The sequence below is a fragment of the Rhizobium arsenicireducens genome, assembly GCF_964021225.1.
This window is the reverse complement of record NZ_CAXHYK020000001.1, coordinates 3,251,969-3,275,441: the sequence shown is the minus strand read 5'-3', so window position 1 is coordinate 3,275,441 and position 23,473 is coordinate 3,251,969. Positions and strand designations below refer to the sequence as shown.

The 23,473-nt window shown below is 59.5% G+C and carries 23 protein-coding genes, 1 tRNA gene and 1 pseudogene; 13 read left to right on the top strand and 12 right to left on the bottom strand.

The window, feature by feature from the left end:
* The first annotated feature begins 395 nt into the window (after nt 1–395).
* The 5 genes from ACWPVA_RS16265 (at nt 396) to ACWPVA_RS16245 (ending at nt 4,301) form a co-directional block, all read left to right on the top strand.
* Nucleotides 396–782, top strand: coding sequence for a TIGR02300 family protein (locus ACWPVA_RS16265; protein WP_454288670.1), 387 nt, complete (start codon nt 396–398; stop codon nt 780–782).
* A 151-nt stretch (nt 783–933) separates the two neighbouring features.
* Nucleotides 934–1,009: transfer RNA gene (locus ACWPVA_RS16260), tRNA-Ala, on the top strand.
* Between the two features lie 320 nt (nt 1,010–1,329).
* Nucleotides 1,330–1,812: a hypothetical protein gene (locus ACWPVA_RS16255; protein ID WP_454288669.1), complete on the top strand. Its 483-nt coding sequence runs from the start codon at nt 1,330–1,332 to the stop codon at nt 1,810–1,812.
* Between the two features lie 172 nt (nt 1,813–1,984).
* Nucleotides 1,985–2,929, top strand: coding sequence for a restriction endonuclease (locus tag ACWPVA_RS16250; RefSeq protein ID WP_454288668.1), 945 nt, complete (start codon nt 1,985–1,987; stop codon nt 2,927–2,929).
* A gap of 625 nt (nt 2,930–3,554) precedes the next feature.
* Nucleotides 3,555–4,301: a hypothetical protein gene (locus tag ACWPVA_RS16245; RefSeq protein ID WP_454288667.1), complete on the top strand. Its 747-nt coding sequence runs from the start codon at nt 3,555–3,557 to the stop codon at nt 4,299–4,301.
* A 179-nt stretch (nt 4,302–4,480) separates the two neighbouring features.
* Here the strand turns inward: ACWPVA_RS16245 and ACWPVA_RS16240 are convergent, their stop codons facing one another.
* The 4 genes from ACWPVA_RS16240 to ACWPVA_RS16225 all read right to left on the bottom strand — a co-directional run bounded on the left by ACWPVA_RS16240 (nt 4,481) and on the right by ACWPVA_RS16225 (nt 6,961).
* Nucleotides 4,481–4,996 (bottom strand): hypothetical protein, encoded by a 516-nt coding sequence (locus ACWPVA_RS16240; RefSeq protein WP_454288666.1) that lies wholly within the window; start codon nt 4,994–4,996, stop codon nt 4,481–4,483.
* A 103-nt stretch (nt 4,997–5,099) separates the two neighbouring features.
* Nucleotides 5,100–5,558, bottom strand: a complete 459-nt coding sequence (locus tag ACWPVA_RS16235) for an SH3 domain-containing protein (RefSeq protein ID WP_454289616.1) — start codon at nt 5,556–5,558, stop codon at nt 5,100–5,102.
* A 309-nt stretch (nt 5,559–5,867) separates the two neighbouring features.
* Nucleotides 5,868–6,353, bottom strand: coding sequence for a CC0125/CC1285 family lipoprotein (locus ACWPVA_RS16230; RefSeq protein ID WP_454288665.1), 486 nt, complete (start codon nt 6,351–6,353; stop codon nt 5,868–5,870).
* Between the two features lie 191 nt (nt 6,354–6,544).
* Nucleotides 6,545–6,961 carry a hypothetical protein gene (locus ACWPVA_RS16225; protein ID WP_454288664.1) on the bottom strand — a complete coding sequence of 139 codons (417 nt, stop codon included), beginning with the start codon at nt 6,959–6,961 and terminating at the stop codon, nt 6,545–6,547.
* A 478-nt stretch (nt 6,962–7,439) separates the two neighbouring features.
* Between ACWPVA_RS16225 and ACWPVA_RS16220 the strand changes: the two genes are divergently transcribed.
* Nucleotides 7,440–7,631 (top strand): hypothetical protein, encoded by a 192-nt coding sequence (locus ACWPVA_RS16220; RefSeq protein WP_454288663.1) that lies wholly within the window; start codon nt 7,440–7,442, stop codon nt 7,629–7,631.
* Between the two features lie 815 nt (nt 7,632–8,446).
* Here the strand turns inward: ACWPVA_RS16220 and ACWPVA_RS16215 are convergent.
* Together ACWPVA_RS16215 and ACWPVA_RS16210 are read right to left on the bottom strand one after the other, a co-directional pair.
* Nucleotides 8,447–8,722: a hypothetical protein gene (locus ACWPVA_RS16215; RefSeq protein WP_454288662.1), complete on the bottom strand. Its 276-nt coding sequence runs from the start codon at nt 8,720–8,722 to the stop codon at nt 8,447–8,449.
* A 200-nt stretch (nt 8,723–8,922) separates the two neighbouring features.
* The gene (locus ACWPVA_RS16210) at nt 8,923–9,558 is read right to left on the bottom strand and encodes a recombinase family protein (protein ID WP_454288661.1); all 636 of its coding nucleotides are present in this window, start codon (nt 9,556–9,558) and stop codon (nt 8,923–8,925) included.
* Between the two features lie 185 nt (nt 9,559–9,743).
* Between ACWPVA_RS16210 and ACWPVA_RS16205 the strand changes: the two genes are divergently transcribed.
* On the top strand, nt 9,744–10,112 hold the full coding sequence (locus tag ACWPVA_RS16205; protein ID WP_454288660.1) for a hypothetical protein: 369 nt from the start codon (nt 9,744–9,746) through the stop codon (nt 10,110–10,112).
* Nucleotides 10,113–10,988: 876 nt separating this feature from the next.
* On the opposite strand, the gene ACWPVA_RS16200 is transcribed toward ACWPVA_RS16205, so the two are convergent.
* Nucleotides 10,989–12,425, bottom strand: a complete 1,437-nt coding sequence (locus ACWPVA_RS16200) for a DUF6538 domain-containing protein (protein WP_454288659.1) — start codon at nt 12,423–12,425, stop codon at nt 10,989–10,991.
* 312 nt (nt 12,426–12,737) lie between these two features.
* Here ACWPVA_RS16200 and ACWPVA_RS16195 point away from each other — a divergent pair, with 312 nt between their 5' ends.
* Entirely contained in the window at nt 12,738–13,901 is a 1,164-nt protein-coding gene (locus ACWPVA_RS16195) for a TMEM43 family protein (RefSeq protein ID WP_454288658.1), read from the top strand.
* Nucleotides 13,902–14,029: 128 nt separating this feature from the next.
* On the opposite strand, the gene ACWPVA_RS16190 is transcribed toward ACWPVA_RS16195, so the two are convergent.
* On the bottom strand, nt 14,030–14,224 hold the full coding sequence (locus ACWPVA_RS16190; protein ID WP_454288657.1) for a hypothetical protein: 195 nt from the start codon (nt 14,222–14,224) through the stop codon (nt 14,030–14,032).
* A gap of 168 nt (nt 14,225–14,392) precedes the next feature.
* Here ACWPVA_RS16190 and ACWPVA_RS16185 point away from each other — a divergent pair, with 168 nt between their 5' ends.
* On the top strand, nt 14,393–15,184 hold the full coding sequence (locus ACWPVA_RS16185) for a YdcF family protein (protein WP_454288656.1): 792 nt from the start codon (nt 14,393–14,395) through the stop codon (nt 15,182–15,184).
* Nucleotides 15,185–15,194: 10 nt separating this feature from the next.
* Here the strand turns inward: ACWPVA_RS16185 and ACWPVA_RS16180 are convergent, their stop codons facing one another.
* Complete coding sequence (locus ACWPVA_RS16180) at nt 15,195–15,668, bottom strand: hypothetical protein (RefSeq protein ID WP_454288655.1); 474 nt, start codon at nt 15,666–15,668, stop codon at nt 15,195–15,197.
* A gap of 109 nt (nt 15,669–15,777) precedes the next feature.
* On the opposite strand from ACWPVA_RS16180, the pseudogene ACWPVA_RS16175 reads away from it, so the two are divergent.
* Nucleotides 15,778–16,414: pseudogene (locus ACWPVA_RS16175) on the top strand (trimeric intracellular cation channel family protein).
* A 30-nt stretch (nt 16,415–16,444) separates the two neighbouring features.
* On the opposite strand, the gene irrA reads toward ACWPVA_RS16175, so the two are convergent.
* A complete protein-coding gene (irrA, locus tag ACWPVA_RS16170) occupies nt 16,445–16,864 on the bottom strand; it encodes an iron response transcriptional regulator IrrA (protein ID WP_454288654.1) in 420 nt (139 codons plus the stop codon).
* A 306-nt stretch (nt 16,865–17,170) separates the two neighbouring features.
* Between irrA and fabA the strand changes: the two genes are divergently transcribed.
* The 3 genes from fabA to fabI are packed head-to-tail and all read left to right on the top strand — an operon-like array spanning nt 17,171 to nt 19,761.
* Nucleotides 17,171–17,686: a 3-hydroxyacyl-[acyl-carrier-protein] dehydratase FabA gene (gene fabA, locus ACWPVA_RS16165; protein WP_454288653.1), complete on the top strand. Its 516-nt coding sequence runs from the start codon at nt 17,171–17,173 to the stop codon at nt 17,684–17,686.
* Between the two features lie 40 nt (nt 17,687–17,726).
* A complete protein-coding gene (gene fabB / locus ACWPVA_RS16160) occupies nt 17,727–18,950 on the top strand; it encodes a beta-ketoacyl-ACP synthase I (RefSeq protein ID WP_454288652.1) in 1,224 nt (407 codons plus the stop codon).
* A gap of 4 nt (nt 18,951–18,954) precedes the next feature.
* Nucleotides 18,955–19,761 carry an enoyl-ACP reductase FabI gene (gene fabI / locus ACWPVA_RS16155; protein WP_454288651.1) on the top strand — a complete coding sequence of 269 codons (807 nt, stop codon included), beginning with the start codon at nt 18,955–18,957 and terminating at the stop codon, nt 19,759–19,761.
* Nucleotides 19,762–19,899: 138 nt separating this feature from the next.
* On the opposite strand, the gene ACWPVA_RS16150 is transcribed toward fabI, so the two are convergent.
* Together ACWPVA_RS16150 and pnp are read right to left on the bottom strand one after the other, a co-directional pair.
* Complete coding sequence (locus ACWPVA_RS16150) at nt 19,900–20,916, bottom strand: class I SAM-dependent methyltransferase (RefSeq protein WP_454288650.1); 1,017 nt, start codon at nt 20,914–20,916, stop codon at nt 19,900–19,902.
* A gap of 71 nt (nt 20,917–20,987) precedes the next feature.
* Nucleotides 20,988–23,132, bottom strand: coding sequence for a polyribonucleotide nucleotidyltransferase (gene pnp, locus ACWPVA_RS16145; RefSeq protein WP_454288649.1), 2,145 nt, complete (start codon nt 23,130–23,132; stop codon nt 20,988–20,990).
* Between the last annotated feature and the right edge of the window lie 341 nt (nt 23,133–23,473).

Below are 23,473 nucleotides of genomic sequence, written 5' to 3'. Positions count from 1 at the left end.
AGCCTTGTAATACCATGATTGGGTCGCCCGGTTCTGTCGTGTTGTCAAAAGGAGGCGGATGATGCCGGAGTGCTGGGTGAGATGCACGCCATCGCGAGTTGCTGCGGCCTCTCATCCGCCATTCAGTCGTCCTCTGATCAGGTCTCGTGTGATGCACCGGGGACGAACGTCGGGCTTCTCGTCGGGCTTCTCTCGGCGCTGTTTTCCGGCTCGTTAGCACAAAGCGGAAATACGGTCATCCCTGGTCTGTCAAAAAGCCCGCAATGGGGTCGCAAAGTTTGCCTTTGACAGAAGATATTGCAACGACTATGGGGACCGGCTAACAGTCTGACCGGGTAAAAGCGGATTGACCGCACGCGCCGGTAATTTCTTCAGGACTTCAAGAGGCTTTGACAGTGGCGAAAGCAGAACTTGGCACCAAACGCACCTGCCCGGACACGGGGAAGAAATTCTACGATCTGAACAACGATCCGGTCGTGTCGCCTTACACCGGCAAATCCTGGCCGCTTTCATACTTCGAGGAGACCTCGGTCGCCACGATTATGGAAAAGGCCGAAGAGGAGGAAGTCGCTGAAGTCGACGCCGAAAACACCGAGGTCGAGCTGGTCTCGCTCGAGGAGGCGGATGACAACGACGGCAATGACGACATCCCGGATATCGGCGACGACGATGTCGAACTCGACGACGATGACGACGATACCTTCCTCGAAGCCGACGAAGACGATGATGACGATGACATGACCGGCATCATCGGCGTTACCGGCGACGATGACGAAGTCTGATCGACTCTGTCAGGCTCGGAAATCACGAAAAAATTTCCGAGCCTGCAATTTTCGGCTTGCCATCTCCGAGCACCGGAAGTAATAAGCCGCCACCCCGCCGGACAGCTTGTTCGGCAGGTTCCCGGAACCGGCAATGCCGGACCCATGGTTTGGGGCTATAGCTCAGCTGGGAGAGCGCTTGCATGGCATGCAAGAGGTCAGCGGTTCGATCCCGCTTAGCTCCACCAACCTCCTCTCTATTTATAATGTGATAATGATTTCAATCGCTTGATACGATCATCGAAAAAGTGAGTACCCAAGAAAGTACCCAGAGTGCGTACCCACGTTCTTGGTAACACCAGCGGGATAGTACGTGGATCAACATGGGTGCGGGAAGACGCTCACCATTCAAGTGGGGACAGGGCAAGATCGCCCTCGGTGCAGCCCTTTGATCCTGAGCCTCCGTCTATTGGGTGCCGTCCAAGGAAATGGTTAGCAGCGAGAGGAAGAAATGGCCGACCGCCCTCCAAGGTCTCCGCTCCGTATCTTAACCGGCCGTCGTGCCCGAATGATCCTAGAGGAGCAGGACATAAGGCAATGGTGGTACAAGGAGGGGCCGGGAAAGCCTGATCCTGCTAGCGGTACGGTATTCTATAACGTCGCCTACAATCCGTTTCCCCTGCGTACTGGCGACCCGCCCGAACTGGACGCTTTTTTGCGCAGCGAAATGAAGCAGCGCGGTTGGTGGGAATATGAGCGTTACGCAGATGAGAAGGAGGCGGCTCGGCAGCTCTTCAACGCCGAGCAGAGATTAGCCGCAGAAGCTCACCAAGCCCAGAAGGCAGCCGATGCCCGCCGCCGGGCGAATTGGTCTGGTCCCCTGCAAATCGACGCTATGGACAAGATCACAAAGGAGCGGGAGCGGGGAGGGAATATTGTTTTGACGATACTGGTTGTTGTTCTGCTTGGCGGGATCTTGGTAAAGTGTATGGGTTTAGGAGGCCCCGGACACGGGTGCGGCCGGGCGGACGAATGGCAGTGTGATCGCTGAGCCGTCTGGTATTTCGTCGATTTCGCGCCGCGAGTTTTTCGGGTTTTGACAATCTACTCCCCTTCCCACGAAACACTCTCGCCCGCCTCACCCTTTACATGGCCTCACGCTGGAAAAAGCTACGCGGCTGTGCATGATCACCGTCTGAATAAGTGCAACCCCGGTGTTATCAATGGCCATTCCCGATTATGAAACCCTGATGCTCCCCACCCTCAAGCTGTTCGCGGAGGGCGCCACTAATGTCGCGCAGTGTGTGCCAAGGCTCAAAGCGATGTATGGCATCAGCGATGATGAAGCTGCGGAGTTGATCCCTAGCGGCCGTGTCACCATTCTGCAAAGCAGAACACACTGGGCTCGAACCTACCTTTCGAAAGCTGGCCTTCTAATGTCGCCTCGGCGTAACCAGCATGTCATAACAGAAGCAGGCAAGGCGCTGCTCTCCCGGAAGCCGGAGAAGATTGATAACTCAACGCTCGCGGAGTTCAGTGGATTTACAGACTGGATCGTGCAGTCCCGTCAAGTTGATACCGAGAGGTACTCTTCAGATGCTGCTCCGATCACTCCAGTTACCCCGATGGATGACAGCCAAACGCCGGAAGATGCCATCGAAGCTGCGTATTCGCTGCTCAACTCCGCCCTTCGGGATGAACTGCAAGCGCTTCTGCAGCAGATGTCACCGCAACGCTTTGAACGCCTCATTCTCGAGCTGCTGACAGCTATGGGCTATGGTGGCGGTGAAGCGTCTAATGGGCAATTGACCAAGGTGGCTGGTGACGGTGGGATCGATGGCGTGATCCACGAGGATGCTCTCGGACTGGACGCGGTGTACATCCAAGCGAAGCGCTACGCTCCGGAAAATAAGGTGAGCCGTCCCGATATTCAGAGGTTCATAGGTTCTCTGACGGGTGAGGGCGCGACAAAGGGCGTCTTTGTGACCACGTCTGACTTCTCAAAGGAGGCGCAGGAATATCTCCACCGCGTCCAACATCGAGTGGTACTAATAAACGGTAGAAAGCTCGCGCAACTTATGATCCAACACGGTGTCGGTGTTCGGACACACCGAAACTACATCGTTCAAGGTGTTGACGAGGCATTCTTCGCTGATGTGTCCGAATAGGTGGTTTGCGGCCTCACGAGAGGTCTGGCCTGCACCACGAAGCTTCTGTCTGACGTCCGGCCATGGGGTCCACTTGATCGTGGCACCGGCCAACAATTCGTTGGCGGCATTTCCCTGATCACATGCTCCTCGCCGTGGATATAGCCGCCGTCCTTGCGGATGGCCGGGAGGACGACCTTGGTCACCCAGTTCTGAGCGCCAGCGGCTGGAAGTCCTTGGCCCCGGCGACCTTCGACCGGAGGACCAGCTTGTAGAGGCCGCTCTCAGCAATGACGATCTGCGAGGGTGCGCCCTAGCAACTTTCTTGCTAGTCCGCTCATCGGTCGGCCAGCACTCAACCCTACATCCGTTCGCCGGATGTTGGTCTTCTGTCCATCTTCGAGCCGTGCATAGGCGTTTCCCGCGTTCGTAAGGCCGAGGATGAGGCAAGCGTCCGATCCGCAGAACACCGGCGTCCTTGAACTTGAACAGCGAGACCTCGTTGGCCGGGGTCGGGCGCATGCCTAAGTAAACTCGCTTCATTTGCCCACGAGTTTCTCCTTGTCTCAAATCAAGGAAAGAAAGCGACTACAAATCTATGGGCTATCCATCTATCTTTCTCACGTTGGTAAACTGGAGAGTAGCGATGAGGGCCTACACTGGGATCTGCGCGATCATTGCATCGATGGTGTTCGGCTCAATCGCTCATGCAGACTGCTACGATGTTTCCAAGGGAGAGCCTTCCAGCCTCAGTGGCCACTTGACGCATAGGATCTTCGCAGGCCCTCCGAATTTCGAGGATGTGCAGAAGGGCGACACTCCCGAACCCGGGTATGTTTTGAAACTCGATCGCTCGATCTGCATCACTGGCGACGAGTTCGCGGACCCATCGCATATGTTCGACGAGATCCAGCTCGTTCCGAACGAATGGACCGAGAAGGAGTTGGCCCGTCTGCAGGATACCGATGTCTTGGTAGAAGTCGTGGATCCGATGCCAGCAATGACAGGCCACCATCATCGACCTCTGCTAGCTTGGGTGAAGTCAGTCGCTTCTGCGCGTGATATCGTTGAGAGCTACGGTACGGCTGCCACCACGATAGAAGCGTTCTATGCTGCCTTACGAGTGGGGAATGGAAGGCTTGCAGCGACTTTTGTCGTTCCAGAGAAGACGGGAAAGGGAGCATTCAGCCCCCAGGCTCTCACGGCGTTCTATGGCGCTCTGTCTGAGCCAATCACGCTGCTCGACATCCGCAGGATCGGTGAGAGCCGTTTCGCTGTCAGATATCATTTTCAGAACGGGACACGGCGATGCGATGGATCGGCCACGATAAGTACGGTGAAACGGGGCGGCCGCGACTTCATAAAGACAATTCGTGCGGAAAACGGCTGTTAGTGCAGAGCAAGTAATCTTTACATCGCACTGCTCCAATTTGCGTTGTGTCATTTGGACGACAACCGCTGGCACGGAGTTACCCGGTAGGCGTTCGATAGCGCTAGGCGGAATGCCGGAGAAACGGAGTGCTGGGCCGAGAGTGGCTGCTGCAAATCTGCCCAAATTCTTAGGGTCCCCCGTCAATCCTCCACACATTCAAGGTAAGCCAGGATTGCATCTTTCGCTCCTATGCCACTGAATTGAGCGATGGTTACATCGTTTGAGTTTTTAACGTCGAACGAACTCGATTGGGCTATCAGCCCTAATAGGGCCTCATAGTTTTTCACGTCCGTAAAATCATGGGTGTAGCTGTCACCCCAGGAGCGACCACGCAATTCTGCTGTGTAAGCCTGACCTCTCACGTTGAAGTCAATTTTGAAACCCACGTTGCCAGGCATGAGGGACCATTCTTGGCTATAAATCTCGAGGAAACTCTCACCTGACACCTTGTACCTGTTGATGCGGAAATCGGTATTGCCATCACGGGTCTCGGCTGCGCAGAACAGCTGATTGCTACCGAGGTTCCTGTAAAGCGTGGCCTCCCAAACCCCGTGCCGAACGGTCTTCTCGGGTCGGAACTCGGCCGCATTTGCGGCTGCACCGGTTAATTGAGATGTCACCAGCGAGAATACAGCAATGAGTATAAAGATCCGCATTTAAACATCACCTCAGACAACGCACGCCATAACTATGGCATCATAAGATTAACGATCAGCGGACTGCCCATAGACTGTCAGCAGTCGCAATTCAGGCACTACGTCACTGCCGCCCAAAGGCCTCGATCATGGCTTGCGTCACATCCCCCGCGAAGCAGATAGGCGCATATCCTCCGGGCTTTGAATAGGCGCTTCTTTTGCCGCATCTTCGCCCTCCTCGGTCCGTGTTGTAGGGACAGGGGCAAGACCCCGGATAGCTTGCGATTGACTGGGCGATGATCCGTTGAACAATCGCGGCATCGGAGACCGCAGGTGGTGGCTGTGGTGTGACCTCTGTTGGCTTGGGCTTGCTCGGCTTAGCCTCTTCTGCCGCTGGCTTCGTTGACGACAGAAAGCGTGTAGCCATCCACCCCTCTCGCTGGGAGAGTTGGTCTCGCACCTGCGACCATTCCTCAGCCGACCCAAGGACACTGACCTCGCGGCCCCTGTCGAAGCGATCAATGATGGCGGCGGCAGTGCTGGGACCAGAGCGGAAACCAACGCCACTGCCAGTCACATACATCCTGACAGCGGGAGGCTTCTCTGGAGTTGGCACCGGGACAGTCTGGACCGGGGTCGGTGCGAGGGCCATCCCCGGAGTTTCCACCGGAGCCTGAGCCGGGGCTTGAGCCGGAGACGAGGTAGCCGGGGGCGCGGGTGGACTTGGCGCAATCGTAGACGGCGCATCGGGCTTGCGGCCAAACAACGCGACGGCAGCGAGAAAGAGTGCGATATAGACCGCAAACTTGCGCATGGGTGCAACTCTGGACTTTCCAGCTCATCAGCCCACACCGACTGATCCGAACCTTCTGGCCAGCGCCCGGCTCGGGACCTACTTCTTAGGCCTCATCACCCGGGGATTGATGTTGTTGTAGACCTGTTGAGCGTCAAAGGAGCCCGGGGGCGCTGCCGCACCGCTCGGGAGCTTCAACACCTGAATGATCACGTCTTGTCCCGGCTTGACGATGTCGTAATTCACACCCGGATTGTAGGTGGTGAAAGCCGTGTTGCCGTAGACGTTCGTTTGGAAGGTCCCCGGTGTCGATCCGACAGAACGCCTTGTCGCATCGTTAGACGTCACAACAAGGAAGTGTGAGCCCCCGGCGGCCAAGGTCACTTCGGCGGCCTTCAAGAGGGTGTAATCCTGAATGGTGGTAGCGTCCGTGAAGCCGTTGCCTCTCGAAGAAATGCGGTAGGTGTCGTTGGTGATTGGAGCAGCGGTTACCCCGCCCGTTGCACCCATATCTTGGTATTGGGTCTGACAGGCAGACAGCATTACGGCAGCAACCGCCACCAGTGCGAAGCGTTTCATATCCATGTGAATTTCCCCCAGTCCTGATAAGAAACGAGAAGCTCGGACCCGTGTCAACCAAAAGGTGTGACCAAAACGGGCATTCGCCAGATACACCGATGGCACGGGCGGGACCAAAACAGACTGATTGGGGGCGGTTGCCATGGCTCAACCTCGGAAGGGAGCCACGGCGGCAGGTGGGTGGGGTCAGCGGGGCGCTAGCACGGACTTACCACAGAGCGCCTTTCGCCCTCGGCTGCGGCTACCCTGCCCCGGGTTGCCCCACGCGCGTAATTGGCTTTGACCGTGTCTGGAAGCGGGCAGTATTTCACGAACCGGACCGACTTAGTCTCGCTCTCGACACAGTCCGCATCAGCCCAAACCTTCAGCGAGCGGTCCCGCTTGAAGACGGGGATATGACCATCGTGGTCCAGCGACTTGCGGATGATGTGGACACGGTCGGCAGGGCTGTGGCCTTCCTCCAGCATCTTCCGGCAGAGCGGAGAGATCGGGCCCTTGGTCGTGCTGCGGTTCCGGCGGGAGGTGAGGTCAATGGTCAAGCCGCTCTCGACATGGCGGGCGATGTGGGAGCCGATCAGCTCGATTGTGTGGCAGACGGTGAGAAGCGAAGTCATCAAGTCAGGATACCTTTCCTGTTGGTTGGGGGATGAGAAGCGGGAGGGGGGGAGGAGGCGCACGTCCTTCGCGGCGGAACCGGCATTCTTTCCGATCCGGTCAACGCGATTTATGAGCGTGGCGATGTGAGGTGGGGGCTGGTGCCGTAGGACGGCCCGAGCCTGTCTATGGCGAGGACCACAGCGGCCATTATCCGGGGCGGAGGTCGCGCCGCCGTCGTCACCAGAGCAGCCGGTGCCTGTCCAAGATCGTCCTGGCGGATGGCGGAGCGGGGCTCGCGACGGTCTGCAATTTGTGAGAGTATGCCTGTCGGGGGTCAACGGGGGAGGCTGCGATGGACCAAGGGGGGCATGTCGGAAGTTACCTGAGTGCAGCGCTGGACATTGCTAGGGCTCAGCGACGGCCATTCCTCGTCTATCTGATAGAGATGGCCCTGATAGAGAGCCGCCACCCACAGGGAAACGAGAAGGCCAAGCAATGACCGAACAGACAAACACGGCGGCGCTGGCGACCCTCACCACGGAACTCGGGCGGCTGGGACAGATTGCCGAGACAGAGGGAGCGGATATGCTGGTGTATCTGATCGCCCTTGCCGAGCAGGAAGCCCGGGACGAACTGGCGAAGCGAGAGGCCAAGGGTTCGCAAGGCGAGGTCCGGAGACGAGGCTGATGGTGTGCTGTGGTTGACTTGGGCCGATCGGTCTTTGTCGACCTCATCAGCACCGGGCCGGAGACCATCGGACCCCAAGGTGATTTCCTGAGCTGTTGTGGGCTTCAGTAATGGGCCTAGGCGTTCCTTGGATGCTCCCGGGTGGATGCCATGGTTACAGCCCGAGGGGAGGAGACCAAAGCTCCACCTGACAGGCTCAGGCTCGGGAGCTGACCATGGTGGGCTTAGGCTCCTGCTTTGGACAAGAGGGAATGATGATGATGATCATCCCTCACCATCATGGGGACCACAGACAGCCATAGCCAGTCCATGGCTCAACCATGGGTCCATCCCTACCGGGTCAGGCCCATGCCCTAACCATGGTTATAACCTAAGTGTTTAACCCGGGGCGTACCTATTGTGGTCCCTATCGCTTCCGGGCTCCGATACCGGAGGTCTTGCCGGGGTCTGACCACGGTTCCGGCCCGGGCTGGCCAAAGCGTCCTTTCGCTTCGCCCGGTGCTGTTCGAACTCGTGCCCGTTGATCTCGACAATCTCCATGCGGTCGGCATTCCATGGCATGAAGCTCATGGCGATGCGCCTTGCTCTCTGCATCTTCTTCGCCCGGAAGGTTCGGTTGGCGCTGTCGTCCATGGCTTGGCCGCCGTCGAAGTAGGTCACGGCAAAGTAGCGGGTCGGACCCGGTGCCGGTTGGCCGGACGGGCTGATGGTATCGGCGGCTGCGGACGTGTGGGCGGTGTGGGCTGCATGCGTTTCTCCTAAGAAAAAGGCCCCGGGATGAACCGAGGCCGATTGATGGTCTGTGTCTGGGAGGTTCAGGCGTCAGGCGTGACGGCCACGATCCATTTCTGTTGCGGATCAATCTGCTGATAGAGGTCGCACCGCGCTTCGAACTCTTCGGGAGAAAGCTCCTCCAGATAGACCTCCAGCGCCTCGTCCGGTCCCGACTTGTGGGCGGCGGAGTGTGCTTCATTCCAGTCCTTGCAGACGATCAGGCGCTGATGGCCATCGAAGAAGAAATCATCCGAGAAGAAGAACGCTTCGAAGTAGCGCGGGAGGGCGGCGGTGCGGGTGGCGGAAACATGCGACATTTGAGAGCCTTTCGTTGCGTCGTGGATGCCGTGCGAAATGACAAAAACGACTTTGTTGGAAATTGCTCATGTGGCCCCTATTCGATACCGCCTCATTCCCGCGTAAGAGCGATTTGGCGCGATCCATCAATTTTGGCTACCTCGGTACCGGCCGACCGCAAAACGCGAGAAATCGGCCCCGAGGGCGGAAGAAAGCGAGCCTATTCGGCAAGGCTCTCCTCCGGTCCTTCCTTCACCCGCTGGAGAAGGCGGCTGATCGTTGACCGGGAGCATCGGGTCGCGGCGATGATGCTGCTCCAGCTCTTGCCCTCGCGAAGCATCCGAACAATCTCGGCATTCCGTTGCGCATCCTCGGGTCTGCCCTTGTAAACCCCGTCAGCCTTGGCTGTGGCGATGCCCTGAGCCTGTCGCCGCCGCCTGTCCTCGTAGTCCTTCCGGGCGATGGCTGCCAGCATGTCCAGCATCATGCCGTTGATTGCGTCCAGCATTCGGCTGCTGAAATCGTCCCCGGCGCTGGCCAACTGATAAGACGTGGGCAGGTCCAGAGCGACCACCCGAACCCGCTTGGCGGCAATCTCTGCCTTGAGCTTTGCCCAGTCTTCCGCGTTCAGGCGGCTCAGGCGGTCAACCTGCTCACACAGCAGAACGTCCCCGGGGTGGCAATCGGACAGCAGCCGGAATAGCTCTGGTCGGGCCAAGGAAGCGCCGCTCTCGTTCTCGATATACCAAGAGACGATCTTCAGTCCGCGCTCTTCGGCAAACCTCTGGAGGTCGGCTTTCGCGCGGCTTGCATCCTGTTCTTTGGTACTTGCGCGGAGGTAGGCACGGACATGCATCGGGAACCCCTGAGTTCGATTTAGGTGGTTCTCTTATCAATGGTTCGCTTTGACTTGTCAATGGGGCATTATCGAACCGGTTCGCGGGTAGTTCGCCAGAGGCACACCCAAGCGAACCCATCAGGAACAGCGCCCTGGCTTGGCCCTTAAGCGGACCGCTAGACACGCCAGAACGTACATCTTCTGTGTCTGGAGACCCGAGCAAATCCCCGGAGACCGTCATCACCAACCTCCAGCCGCTGCTCCCCATCGTCGTCCAGAACGAGGAGCCCCGCGTCCTCGACACGGACTTGGCCAAACGCCTCGGGATGAATATCCCGCGCAGGATCCGATCCGATCTGATCGCTCCAAACCAGCGAGAGCTGGAAGCCCACTGTATTTTGGAGGCGTCTACTCCAAATTCAGGAAAGGCGGGGAGACCAGCCAAGGTCTTCTACCTGAACGAACAGCAAGCCCTGCTGATCTGCATGTTCTCCCGCACGGAGAAAGCCGCAGCCGTCTCCGGCCTCGACCGTGGGAAGGAGGGTATCGACGGTTACAGCGCTGGCGACTGAAGGCAGGACCGGCAGCCGAGCGCTGGCTTTCAGGCGGAAGGCGTTGCTGCGCTATCCACGCTCTGCCAAAGCTTCTCAGCACGGACCACGAGACACGGTCTTTTGAGTTCGGAGAGGTCATTGGATAGGTCAGCGTGGATCAAGGCAGCGCCCAACAGACTGAAGCACTCCTCAGAACCCAAACAGCTCCGCACTTCGGCTGAACCGGTCAGCAATCGGTAGGCTTCCACTGCGGCTTGCCTCGCGTCCACATCGTGCCCCGAGGAGCGTCCGCCCGAGACGAAGGCTTCAAACACGAGCATCTGCCCGGCCTCAGTGGGTGTCCGCTTCCAATCTTGCCACGCGGTTGCCCGTGGAACCTCGGCACCTAGGAAGTCGAGGAGGGACGGGACGATTGCCATCGAGATCGTTGCGACTGTTGCTCCCGCAGAGCCGCTCCACGGTCGGTTGCCTTCCCCCGGTCTCTGCTGAAGGGACTTCATCAGGTCTCGCTTGGCGGGGACATACATCGGTGCTTCGAACCCGAGGGCCATGGGCCCCTGTGCCAAGCAAATGGCGAATGCGGCCTTCATCGCTGCCGGGTCCGTGCCGCCGACGTCCCAATCGGGACCATACAGCCACCAGCCAAGGTTGCCCTTGCTGGGCGAGCCAATGTCCACAACCGCGCAATGCAAGATCAAGCCTCCCAGTCATTTCAGATGAAGGCCTATCAGAGAACGTCTCCAAAGCAAGTCTAGGGGGCACCCGGGGGGGTGAACGGTTTGCCGTATATCTGATGGGTGGCGGAGAAATTTTCCCCAAACATTCTCAGTCTGACACCATGATTTGCATGGCAGTCAGGATGGCACAGATAGAGCCGAGCCCCTTCCCGACGGCCTATGCAGCCTCTTCTTCCACATTGGCAGCGGCGTGGCTCGGGGTTAAATCCGGCAGATTAACCGCCTCCACACACCGTCTCGCTTGTTCCAGCAGCGGTCCTCTTGAGTAGATGCCAAGAGTAATCCCATTACGCTTGTGGCCGATTACAGCTGCGATGATGTGTTCCGGCTGGTCGGCCTGTTCGGCCTTGGTCGCAAACCAGCGTCGGAAGGAATGGAAATTCACAAGGCTTCGCCGCTTTCCCGTCTTCTGATCATCGACACCAACTTCTCGACGGTAGTCAGTGAACTGGTTGGATGTTTTGAACGAACGCTCTCGGAGGGATTTCGAGTTCTTAGGTCCGGGCCATTCGGGGAATATGTCATCCATTTCTTCTTTGCCTTCGGACCTCCGGGAAACGATTTCGACCAAAGCCGGGTGGATCGGACACAGACGCGGCCCGGGCTCCTTCTTCTGGGGTTTGAAGACAAAGTTGTTATTCCGGCAGTCCTTCACCCGAAGGCAGACTATAGCATCCAGTCTTGCCCCCGTTAGGGCTCCGATCCGCATAACGTCGTGCATCGCCTGAGAAGCAGGACCGGTGAGCAGCGCTTTCATCTCAGCATCCGTGAAGGGGCGCTCCTTCTCGTCTGTCGTCTGCATTGGCTTCACGAACCTCCGGCCCCGCCAGATGTTGCCGTCAACCTCGTGACGCTTCTCCAGCCACGTCCAGTAGACCGAGAGACGGCTAATGTACTTGTTGAGGGTCGCGGGGTCAGTCTTGCCCACCAGTCCGGCAAGGTCATCGCAGAACCGCACCGCTTCTCGCTTGGTGAAAGACTGAAGGGTCGGGCGCACGTCGTTCCGCTCACACCACGTCTTCAGATATTTGAGCGCTCGCCTATCGTCCGCTGCCGTCCGGGGCTTCACAGAGGACATCGACATGTATTTGTCGTGGTGGAAGTCGAGAGGCGTTTGCTCGTTCTTCGCGATAGAAACGAACTCTAGGGAAAGGGCATCCCGTCCGGGGTCGAACTCCGGTATACCATGGCTACCAACACCTATAGGGAAACCTGCCAATTCTTCGGCTTGGTCTTCGATGCTGTCGTCAATCCGATCTCGCTGCTCACTGCTCATGGCCAGCAACCTAAGCCTTGAGAGCCGCCGAGCCTCGTCCATCGCCCTAACCCGTGCAACCGCCAAGGCTGCGTCCTTAGTCATGGCCGGGTTCTGAGCTTGCTCTATGACGGCTCTAAATTCGGCCACGACGTCCCACTTGAGGCGGTTAGCTTCACTGAGGCTATCGGTGCCGAGCGCTCGCTTTAGTTTGGTCCCGAGCTTCGGGCGTAGCTTTCGCGGAACATTCATGACCACACGCCATTTGCTGCCGTGGACCTCAAGGTATTTCGTGTCTGCTGATGATGGAGCCGGCATAATTCCCTGCTGAGTACCCAAGAAAGTACCCAGTCTTAGTCCCAAGAGCCTCTGATATTCAACAAGAATTTGAAGCTAAAGGAAAAATTCCGACCTGAGGTTGTCCCCCGCTTAGCTCCACCAAATCTCTCGATACCTTCCCTTTAGGTCTTCTCGAGCATTATGTTCGTTTTCCGCAACGTGATGCAGCCATTCCACACGGTCCCCGGATTTTGCCAAAACAAGTCAGGCTGCAGTCCTGTGCCGCCGCTTGATGCGCTTCCGCGATTCCCATAGGGAATCGCGAACATACATCGGGTATGCATATTCGGATTGCTGAAGGGTGGTGGTGACATGAGCTTCACGGAAACGACGCGGACATCGTGGCTTGCGCGGTTGAAGAATGCACTGATTGGCGCTGTCATCGGCATTATTCTGGTCATCGCCGCCATATGGGCGCTGGTATGGAACGAGGGCCGCTCGATCAAGGCCTATCGTGCGCTGACTGAAGGCGCGGGCGTGGTGGTCTCGGTCAGTGCCGAAGAGATCGCACCCTCGAACGAGGGAAAGCTCATCCACATCTCCGGCAAGCTGACGCCAGGCGGCGTTCCGACCGATCCAGAATTCGGGATTGCCGCCGACGGCGCCGTGGCGATCCGGCGCGAGGTCGAGATGTACCAGTGGGTGGAGAAAAGCGAATCGCGTTCCGAGACCAAACTGGGGGGAAGCGAGCAAACCGTCACCACCTACACTTATTCCAGGGAGTGGAAATCCGGGCGGGAGGATTTAGGTGACTTCCGCCAGCCGGAGGGCCACGAAAACCCCGATCTCGTAGTCGACGGTCAGTCGTTTGCCATCGACAGCGCCAAGGTCGGCGCCTTTACCGTGTCGGGCGAAAACGTCGCTGGCCTTGGCGCCGAAACCGACCTTAGGCTGACGGAAGAGGAGGTCCGGCGCGCTGAACGGCTGCTCTCTCGTACTGTACATCTCGACCGTGGCGGCTTCTATGTCGGATCTGATCCGTCGCAGCCGCGGGTGGGCGATCTGCGCATCCGCTACAACCGGGCGGACCTGGCCGAGGCCAGCTTCGTGGCGGCACAGAGTGGCGGATGGCTGAAGCCCTTTACCGCATCGAACGGTCGCGAGATCTTTCTGAGCGCAGCCGGAGAGGCGAATGCCGCGACAATGTTCGATGCCGCCCAGGCGGAAAACACGATGATCATGTGGCTGATCCGTCTCGGCGGTATTGTCGGCCTCCTGGTCGGGTTCAGCCTGTTCTTCTCGATCCTCGGCGTCATTGCCGATGTGGTTCCGATTGCCGGCTCGCTGGTGCGCTTCGGTACGGGTTTGATCGCACTGGTGCTGACCGCGCTGGTCGGGCCCTTGGCGATTGCCATCGGCTGGTTTGCCTATCGGCCGCTTCTGTCTCTCGGGTTGGTGGCCTGCGGTGTGCTAGTGGCCTTCGCTGTCCTCCGGTTTCGCCGACGCATGATGCCTCGGGTGAGTGCGGCGAACTGAACCTTGCGAGATGAGCGGATGCGTCCCGGCCTTGCGGGAGGCGTGCCGCACAGACGGGGCGCGCCTTTCAGGGTTCGCTGGACTTGGCTGTCCGCCTGTGGATAGGGTTTGCTGAACCAGCTTGCGGGTCAGTAGAACAGTTCGCCCCGCTCCTCGCTCGTCGCCTGATCGATCTGGAACCAGTCGGTAATACGGTCTATTTCAAGCTCGGCCTCGCCGTTCCGGAGTTGAACGCGGAGCTTGTCACCTGATCTGCCGAGCGGCACGCCGATATAGATCCGGCTGTTGCCCGCTTCGTCCAGGGTATCGATTGCGAAGCGCATGAGCCCCCCAAAATTCAATCGCGTAAAAATCTTTATTTTCGAGTGTCGCAGGCTTAAGTGAGCTGCCTTGAGCGAGGCTGTTGCCATATGAGCAACTCTCATATTTGGGCAGTTGGTAGCACGACGCTTTCCCGCGACCGCGGCCACCTCGTGCAGAGAGCGAGACGAATGTTTATACTTTCCAAGCTGTTCTGGCTGTTTGCCCAGCCGCTGTCGCTGGCTTTCCTGATGATCTTGGCTGCAGTCATCGCGCTCCTCTCGGGCCTGCGCCGATTCGGCCTGGCCCTCTGTGCCCTGGCGGGCCTCATTCTCTTCGTGATGCTTTACACGAGCACTGGATCCTTCCTGCTGCAGGGGCTGGAGGCGCGCTTCCCCAAACCGGGCGCAGAGCCGAAAACCCTCTCGTGCGTGATCGTACTCGGCGGGGCCTTCGAAACCGAGGTGACGACGACGCGGGGCGGGATCGAGATGAACCAGGCGGCGGACCGTTTCATCGAGGCCTTGCGCCTTGCGCACCGGTTTCCCCAGTCAGTCATTATCGTGTCGGGTGGCGACGGGTCCTTGAGTGGGGATTATGAGGGCGATGCCGTCGCCTCCGAACGCTTCTTTACCACCTTCGGCGTCTCGTCCGACCGGTTGATCGGCGAGACGCTGTCGCGCACGACCTCGGAGAATGCCGACAACAGTCGGACGCTCCTCGCGGACCTGGGCTTAGCGGATTGCCTGTTGATCACGTCGGCCTTTCATATGCCGCGTGCCGTGGGCCTTTTCCGCAGGGTCGGGATCCCCGTCATACCCTGGTCGACCGACTACCGCACGAGCGGAAAGGTGCAACTCGGGGTGGATTTTACCCAGCCGACGCTGAATGCCCAACAGACTGCAACCGCGATACGCGAGTGGATCGGGCTTGCCGCCTATTACCTGACAGGCCGCATCGAGGCGTTGTATCCAGCCCCCTGAACGGCAGTAGCTATTTTTTCGAGATTGTCAGAAACTTGGTGCCGCGAACGCGGACGGTGATCTCGCATGGCACCTCGTCGGTGCGTTCACAGAAGCGCGGGTGCATCTGCATCACGAAGACCATGTTGCCGAAGCGCTTGATGAAGTCGTAACCGTACATCTTGGCGGTGGCGATCATGAAGTAGCCGCCTTCCTTCACCTGCAGATAGAAGTTATAGGGGCAGCCGTCGTCGGAGCAGTCCGGGCCGCGCACGCCGTCGCAGACCAGTTCGCCTTCGTTCACCACGACGTCCTTGATGCCGTCATTGTTGATATCCAGTCGGGTGATGTAGTCCGGGCCAAACGTGGCCTCGCTGCAGCGTTTCTGGAAATGTTGCTTTTCATAGATCTCGGGATCACTGATGAGTGCCTGCTGGGCAAGCGATATGGAGTTCGCGGTCAATAGAAACGCGCTTTGCAGAAGGGCCATAAGCAGGTATTTCACAGCGATCGTCCCAGGAAGATGAGCTCTCTTTTTCCTATTCTATGTCTCGTTGCTTGTGCGGCCCTGACGCCGTTAAGGTTGCCAAACGCTTTCGCCGGAAAGGGCTGATATGACACTGCTCGGATTTCTCGACTATGCGGGGGTCGCCGTCTTTGCTGCGACCGGTGCACTTTCGGCCTCGCGCAAGGAGCTTCGACGTGATCGGCTTCTTGTTTCTGGCGGCTGTTACCGGCATCGGCGGCGGCACCTTGCGCGACCTTGTACTCGGCAGTGCTCCGGTCTTCTGGGTGCGCGATCCTGGCTACATCCTGGTCTGCGCCTTTGTCGGCGTGCTGGTCTTCTTCACCGCACATCTCTTTGAATCGCGCTACCGACTGCTGATCTGGCTCGACGCCATCGGGCTTTCGGCCTATTGCGTCATGGGGGCAGCCAAGGGGCTTGCCGCGACCGGTTCCCCGACAGTGGCGATCGTCACCGGCACGCTGACCGCCACATTCGGCGGCATCCTGCGCGATATCATCGCCGGCGAACCTTCCGTGCTCCTGCGCCCCGAGGTTTATGTGACGGCGGCCCTGGCTGGTGCCTGCGTTTTCACAGCGAGCACAATGTTCGGCCTGCCGCTCCTTGTCGCGTCGATGCTCGGTGGAGTCACCGCCTTCGCCATCAGAGGCGGCGCGCTTCGCTTCGGCTGGAGCTTTCCGCGCTACAATTCACGTCCCGGACGAGCGCCAGAAGATGTTTTGTAGGGAGTTCGTGGGGGGGGGGGGGCGAAGGCCTCAGCGAATCTTCGGCCGAAGACGAATCACCACGTCGACATGGGCAATTTCCATGCCCTCCGGCGGCTCGGGGAGATTGTCGATGGCAATATTGTTGAGCGGGATGTCGAGAACCTCGTTCTCGCCCTCAATGAAGAAATGGTGATGATCTGAGGTGTTGGTATCAAAATAGGTCTTGGCGCTTTCGACGGCCAGCACGCGGATGAGGCCCGCCTCGGTGAACTGGTGTAGCGTGTTGTAAACCGTCGCGAGTGACACTGGCACTTTGGCAACTGTGGCTTCCTCGTGCAGTTCTTCCACGGTCAGGTGACGGTCGCCCTTGGCGAAAAGCAGGCTTGCGAGTGCAATACGCTGACGCGTCGGGCGAAGGCCCGCCTGCCGCAATTTCAGTTCCGTACGTGAACGGTCTTCCGTCGTCATCAAGACGATCTCCGCATTGCCTATCGGTCGTTCACCGACTTCATGTGACGATATAACTTTTACGCGCTGCCCTTTCAATAGTTTCTACCGGGTCACCGCTCCACAATGCGTCGAAAAAGCCGCGATTTGGCGGTTTGGGGACTGGCCCTGACGGGGTGCTTCCTGTAATGCGACGGCTTAGTCACCAACTGGCGGCGGATCGGGAAGTTCCCTGGCATTCTGTGTCGGCTATTGTGAGACTTCAATTTGTCCCTATCTTGCTCTAAGGGTCCGTGAACGCGAAGCCTGAGGGGGAAGAAGAAGAAAATGGCACCAAGACAATCCAGCTATAACTACGAAGAGATTCTCGCCTGCGGTCGCGGCGAACTGTTTGGTCCCGGCAATGCGCAGCTCCCTCTGCCGCCGATGCTGATGGTACACCGGATCACGGACATTTCCGAAACCGGTGGCGCCTTCGACAAGGGCTATATCCGTGCAGAATATGACGTCCATCCGGATGACTGGTATTTCCCCTGCCATTTCCAGGGCAATCCCATCATGCCCGGCTGTCTCGGCCTCGATGGCATGTGGCAATTGACTGGCTTCTTTCTTGGCTGGCTGGGCGAGCCCGGCCGCGGCATGGCGCTTTCAACCGGTGAAGTGAAGTTCAAGGGCATGGTTCGCCCAGACACCAAGCTCCTGGAGTACGGGATCGATTTCAAGCGCGTCATGCGTGGCCGCCTGGTTCTGGGCACCGCCGACGGCTGGCTGAAGGCTGACGGAGAGACAATTTACCAGGCAACAGACCTTCGCGTGGGTCTGTCAAAGGAAAAGACGGCCTGAAGAGGCCGTGTCCAGTTACGATAATAAGAAGGTCTGAGAGATGAGACGGGTAGTTGTTACGGGACTTGGTATCGTGTCCTCTATCGGCGGCGATGCGGCAGAGGTGACTGCATCTCTGCGTGAGGCGAAGTCGGGCATCAGCTTTTCTCCCGATTTCGCCGAGCATGGCTTCAAGTGCCAGGTCTGGGGCAAGCCCGCACTGGATCCGACTGAACACGTTGACCGTCGCGCCATGCGCTTCCTGTCTCAGGGCGGCGCCTGGAACCATGTCGCCATGAAGCAGGCGATCGCCGACGCCGCTCTGGAAGAGGCCGACTACGCGCAGAATGAACGCGTGGGCATCATCATGGGTTCTGGCGGTCCCTCCACCCGCACCATCGTCGAGGCCGCCGACATCGTGCGCCAGAACAACAGTCCCAAGCGCATTGGACCCTTCGCCGTGCCGAAGGCCATGTCGTCCACCGCCTCCGCGACGCTCGCGACCTGGTTCAAGCTCCACGGCGTCAACTATTCGATCTCGTCGGCCTGCTCGACCTCGGCACATTGCATCGGCAATGCCTATGAGATGATCCAGTGGGGCAAGCAGGACATGATGTTTGCCGGCGGCCATGAGGATCTTGACTGGACCATGTCTGATCTGTTCGACGCCATGGGCGCCATGTCCTCCAAGTTCAACGATACGCCTTCGACCGCATCGCGGGCCTATGACGCCTCGCGGGACGGCTTCGTCATCGCCGGCGGTGCGGGCGTGCTGGTGCTCGAGGAACTGGAGCACGCAAAGGCACGCGGCGCCAAGATCTACGCCGAGATCGTCGGCTATGGTGCAACCTCCGACGGCTACGACATGGTCGCTCCGTCGGGCGAAGGCGCAATCCGCTGCATGCGTCAGGCGCTATCCACCGTGAAGGGCGACATCGACTACATCAATACCCACGGGACTTCGACGCCGGTCGGCGATTCGAAGGAGGTTGGCGCCATCCGTGAAGTCTTCGGGGCCAAGATCCCGCCTATCCAGTCGACCAAGTCGCTGACAGGCCATTCGCTCGGTGCGGCCGGCGTGCAGGAATCGATCTATGGCCTGCTGATGATGCAGGAGCGCTTCATCGGCGAAAGCGCCCACATCACCGAGCTTGATCCGGAATTCGAGGGTGTGCCGATTGTTCGCAAGCGCATCGACAATGCCAAAATCGACACCGTTCTGTCCAACTCCTTCGGTTTCGGCGGCACCAACGCAACCCTGGTCTTCCAGCGTCATAATGGATAACGGTATGATCGCCTCTATGCAGGGAAAACGCGGCCTTATCATGGGCGTCGCGAACAGCCACTCGATCGCCTGGGGAATCGCCAAGGCGCTTGCTGGCGCTGGCGCAGAGCTAGCCTTTACCTACCAGGGTGAGGCGCTCGGCAAGCGCGTCAAGCCACTGGCCTCGGAACTCGGTTCGGACTTCCTTCTGCCCTGTGACGTAGAGGACATCGCCTCCGTCGACGCGGTCATAGAGGCGCTGAAAGAGCGTTGGGGCAAGCTCGATTTCATCGTGCATGCGATCGGCTTCTCGGACAAGAACGAGCTCAAGGGCCTCTACGCTGATACGACGCGCGACAACTTCACCCGCACAATGGTGATCTCGTGCTTCTCCTTCACCGAGATTGCCAAGCGGGCAGCCAACCTGATGACCGATGGTGGCTCCATGCTGACGCTGACCTATGGCGGTTCCGTGCGTATCATGCCGAACTACAACGTCATGGGCGTCGCCAAGGCCGCTCTGGAGGCTTCGGTCCGCTATCTTGCGGGCGACTACGGTCCGCGAGGTATTCGGGTCAACGCCATCTCTGCCGGCCCGATCCGGACGCTCGCAGGGGCCGGTATCTCGGATGCACGCGCAATGCTCTCATGGCAGCAGAAGAACGCGCCGCTGCGCCGCACCGTCACGATCGAGGACGTCGGGAACTCGGCGCTTTACCTGCTGTCGGACCTGTCGCGCGGCGTAACTGGCGAAATCCACTATGTCGATTCCGGCTACAACATCACGTCCATGCCGACGCTCGACATGCTGCGCAGCTCTGACTCCGAGTAAGGCTTCTCCCTCAATCCCGGAGGAGCCTGGCGCGATCTCATATCGCGCCGGCACGGAATACGGAGCGGTCCGCCCACCGCGGCCCCCGCTCACTCTTCCGTAACGGGCCAACAATGTCGGATAACGGGTTAGCAGAGCCTATTTCTTGGCCCAGAGAACCTTGAACCGCGCATTTCGGCAGGTTTCGCCATGCTCGCGGAAGCCTTCGCCGAGGATTGCCTCATAGGGCAGGCCACGATTGGCCACCATCAGCAGCATGCCGCCGCTGCGCAGCGCCTGGGCTGCAGCCTTGATCATCGCCTGGCCCAGGCCCGGCTCCGCGGCATGGCCCTGGTGAAAGGGCGGGTTCATGATGACCAGGTCGTATTTTTCCTTTGCCGGCTCGCGCGTGAGGTCCTGCCAGAAAAAGCGTGCCGTCAGGTTAGGGCAGCTGGCCGCGAGGTTGGCCTTGGCATATTCCAAGGCGTCGAAATCGGCCTCGAACAGGTCGATGCGGGCGGTCCGCGGCGAGCGCGTGGCGAGCATGGTAGAAAGATAGCCCCAGCCGGCGCCGAAGTCTGCGGCATTGCCGTCGAAATTCTCGGGCAGTCGGCTTGCTAGCAGCTCGGAGCCGTCGTCGATGCGATCATGCGAGAACATGCCGGGGCGGGTATGGAAGCGTCCGTCAACGAGTGCATCTTGCGCGGCAAGCTTGGCGACTGCCGCGCCAGCATTCTCCGGTGTGTTGAACCACAGCGCGACGCCGTGGTATTTCGGCATGTGCTCGGCTTCGATCCCGAGCCCGGCCAGACGCTTGCGCATGGGTTGGACGCCGTCCTCCTTGCCGCCAGCAACCACGATCAGGCCGCCCGCCTTGACCCGCTTAAGGGCTTCCGCGACGCGATTGTCGTTCTCGCCCCGATGCTTGCCAAGCAGCACCAGCGCCCCGTCAAAGCCCTCGCCCTCGACCTGGGGGATCGGTTCGAGTCGTGCGGCCTGCAGCTTGAGGAACTCCCCGCGATGACCCTGTACGGGCACGAGGGACGCTGCGAACTCAGCGGGCGCCGCAAAGCCAGCCTCGGCCCCGAGGAACAGGAAGCGTTCACCGTCCGCGGGTGCGGCGACGACGCCACTGGCGAAGGGGTGGAACAGGGTTTTCAGCGTTTCGCGGCTCATGGCAGGTTCTCCGGGCGAATAAAAAAGGCGCGGAATGGTTTCCGCGCCTTGGTTCAAAAGTGAGGGGCCACTTATTCGGCGGCTTCGCCCTCTTCCTTCTTCTTCTCGGCTGCGATTTCCTTGCCGGTCGTCTGGTCGACGGCCTTCATGGAGAGGCGAACCTTGCCACGCTCGTCGAAGCCCATCAGCTTGACCCAAACCTTGTCGCCTTCCTTGACGACGTCCGAGGTCTTGGCAACGCGGTCCGAAGCGAGCTGCGAGATGTGCACGAGGCCGTCACGTGAGCCGAAGAAGTTGACGAAGGCGCCGAAATCGGCGGTCTTTACAACGGTACCTTCATAGACGACGCCAACTTCGGGTTCTGCAACGATCGAATGGATCCACTTGCGGGCGGCTTCGATTTCCTTGCCCGAGGAAGAGGCGATCTTGATCGTACCGTCGTCGTCGATATTGATCTTGGCGCCGGTCTTTTCAACGATCTCGCGGATAACCTTGCCACCGGTACCGATAACTTCACGGATCTTGTCGACCGGGATATTCATCACTTCGATGCGCGGGGCGAATTCGCCGAGCTGCGAACGGCCTTCGGTGATGGCGTTCGCCATTTCGCCGAGGATATGCTTGCGGCCGCTCTGTGCCTGGGCCAGAGCCACCTTCATGATCTCTTCGGTAATGCCGGCGATCTTGATGTCCATCTGCAGCGAAGTGATACCATCGGAGGTGCCGGCAACCTTGAAGTCCATGTCGCCGAGGTGGTCTTCGTCACCGAGAATGTCGGAGAGAACAGCAAAACGCTCGCCTTCGAGGATCAGGCCCATGGCGATACCGGCAACCGGCTTGGCCAGCGGAACACCTGCGTCCATCAGCGCCAGCGAAGTGCCGCAGACGGTTGCCATCGAGGACGAGCCGTTCGACTCGGTGATCTCGGAGACGACGCGCAGCGTGTAGGGGAACTGTTCAGCCGAAGGCAGCATCGGGCGGATGGCTCGCCAGGCGAGCTTGCCATGGCCGATTTCACGGCGGCCCGGGGAGCCCATGCGGCCCGTTTCACCGACCGAGTAGGGCGGGAAGTTGTAGTGCAGCAGGAAGCGTTCCTTGTACATGCCGGTCAGGCTGTCGACATACTGCTCGTCTTCGCCGGTGCCGAGCGTGGCAACCACGATCGCCTGGGTCTCGCCGCGGGTGAACAGGGCCGAGCCATGGGTGCGCGGCAGGATGCCGACTTCCGATACGATCGGACGAACGGTTTCCAAGTCGCGACCGTCGATGCGGCTCTTGGTATCGAGGATGTTCCAGCGGACGATCTTCGCCTGCAGGGTCTTGAACACCGAGCCGACGACCTCAGCCGTGTACTTGGCTTCGCCGCCCTCGGGCAGGAAGTGCGCCTTGACCTTCGCCTTCACGGCGTCGACGGCGGCGTAACGGGCGGCCTTCTCGGTGATCTTGTAGGCGTCGCGCAGTTCGGTCTCGGCCATCGCCAACATTTCGGCTTCGAGCGCGGAATAGTCAGCCGGATCGAAATCGCGCGGTTCCTTGGCGGCAACCTCGGCGAGCTTGATGATCGCGTCGATGACAGGCTGGAAGCCCTTGTGGCCGAACATGACGGCGCCGAGCATGATCTCTTCGTTGAGTTCCTTGGCTTCCGACTCGACCATCAGGACGGCGTCCTGCGTGCCGGCGACGACCAGATCGAGAACCGACTCGTCCATCTCGTCGAGATGCGGGTTCAGAACATATTCGCCGTTGATGAAGCCGACGCGGGCGCCCCCGACCGGGCCCATGAAGGGTACGCCGGAAAGCGTAAGCGCTGCCGAAGCGGCGACCATCGACAGGACGTCGGGATCATTTTCAAGGTCGTGCTGGATCACGGTGACGACGACCTGGGTGTCGTTCTTGTAGCCGTCCGGGAAGAGCGGGCGGATCGGGCGGTCGATCAGGCGGGAAACCAGCGTTTCCTTTTCCGAAGGGCGGCCTTCGCGCTTGAAATAGCCGCCCGGGATCTTGCCGGCGGCATAGGTCTTTTCCTGGTAGTTCACGGTCAGCGGGAAGAAGTCCTGGCCCGCCTTCGGCGACTTGGCCGAAACGACGGTGGCGAGCACGACGGTCTCGCCGTAAGTGGCGAGAACGGCGCCGTCAGCCTGGCGGGCGATCTTGCCGGTTTCGAGCTTGAGCGGGCGACCTGCCCACTCGATTTCCACGCTATGGATATCAAACATCTGTCTTGTCCTTCTTCCGCGATTGCGGGCCCTAAGGCCGCCGCTCGAAAAGAGCGTTCGCATCCACGGGAATGCTGACGCATCACGGGCAAGACAGCGGGAGGCTCTCCTAGGTCGAGAGACATCCGCGCGTTTGGGACATCTTCTCTCACGACTTGCCGAAGATCTTCGGCGAAAGCACCCTGCAATCCTGCCCCATGACAGGCCATCGGTTGGTTTTGGCAGCGCCGGCCCATCCGGGCTGCCCTTCATATAGAGGTCGCGGAGCATTCCGCCCGTTGCGACCGGCCGGGACGGGGTCCCGAAAAGGAACCGGCGGACCCCCGTGAAGATGGTCCGCC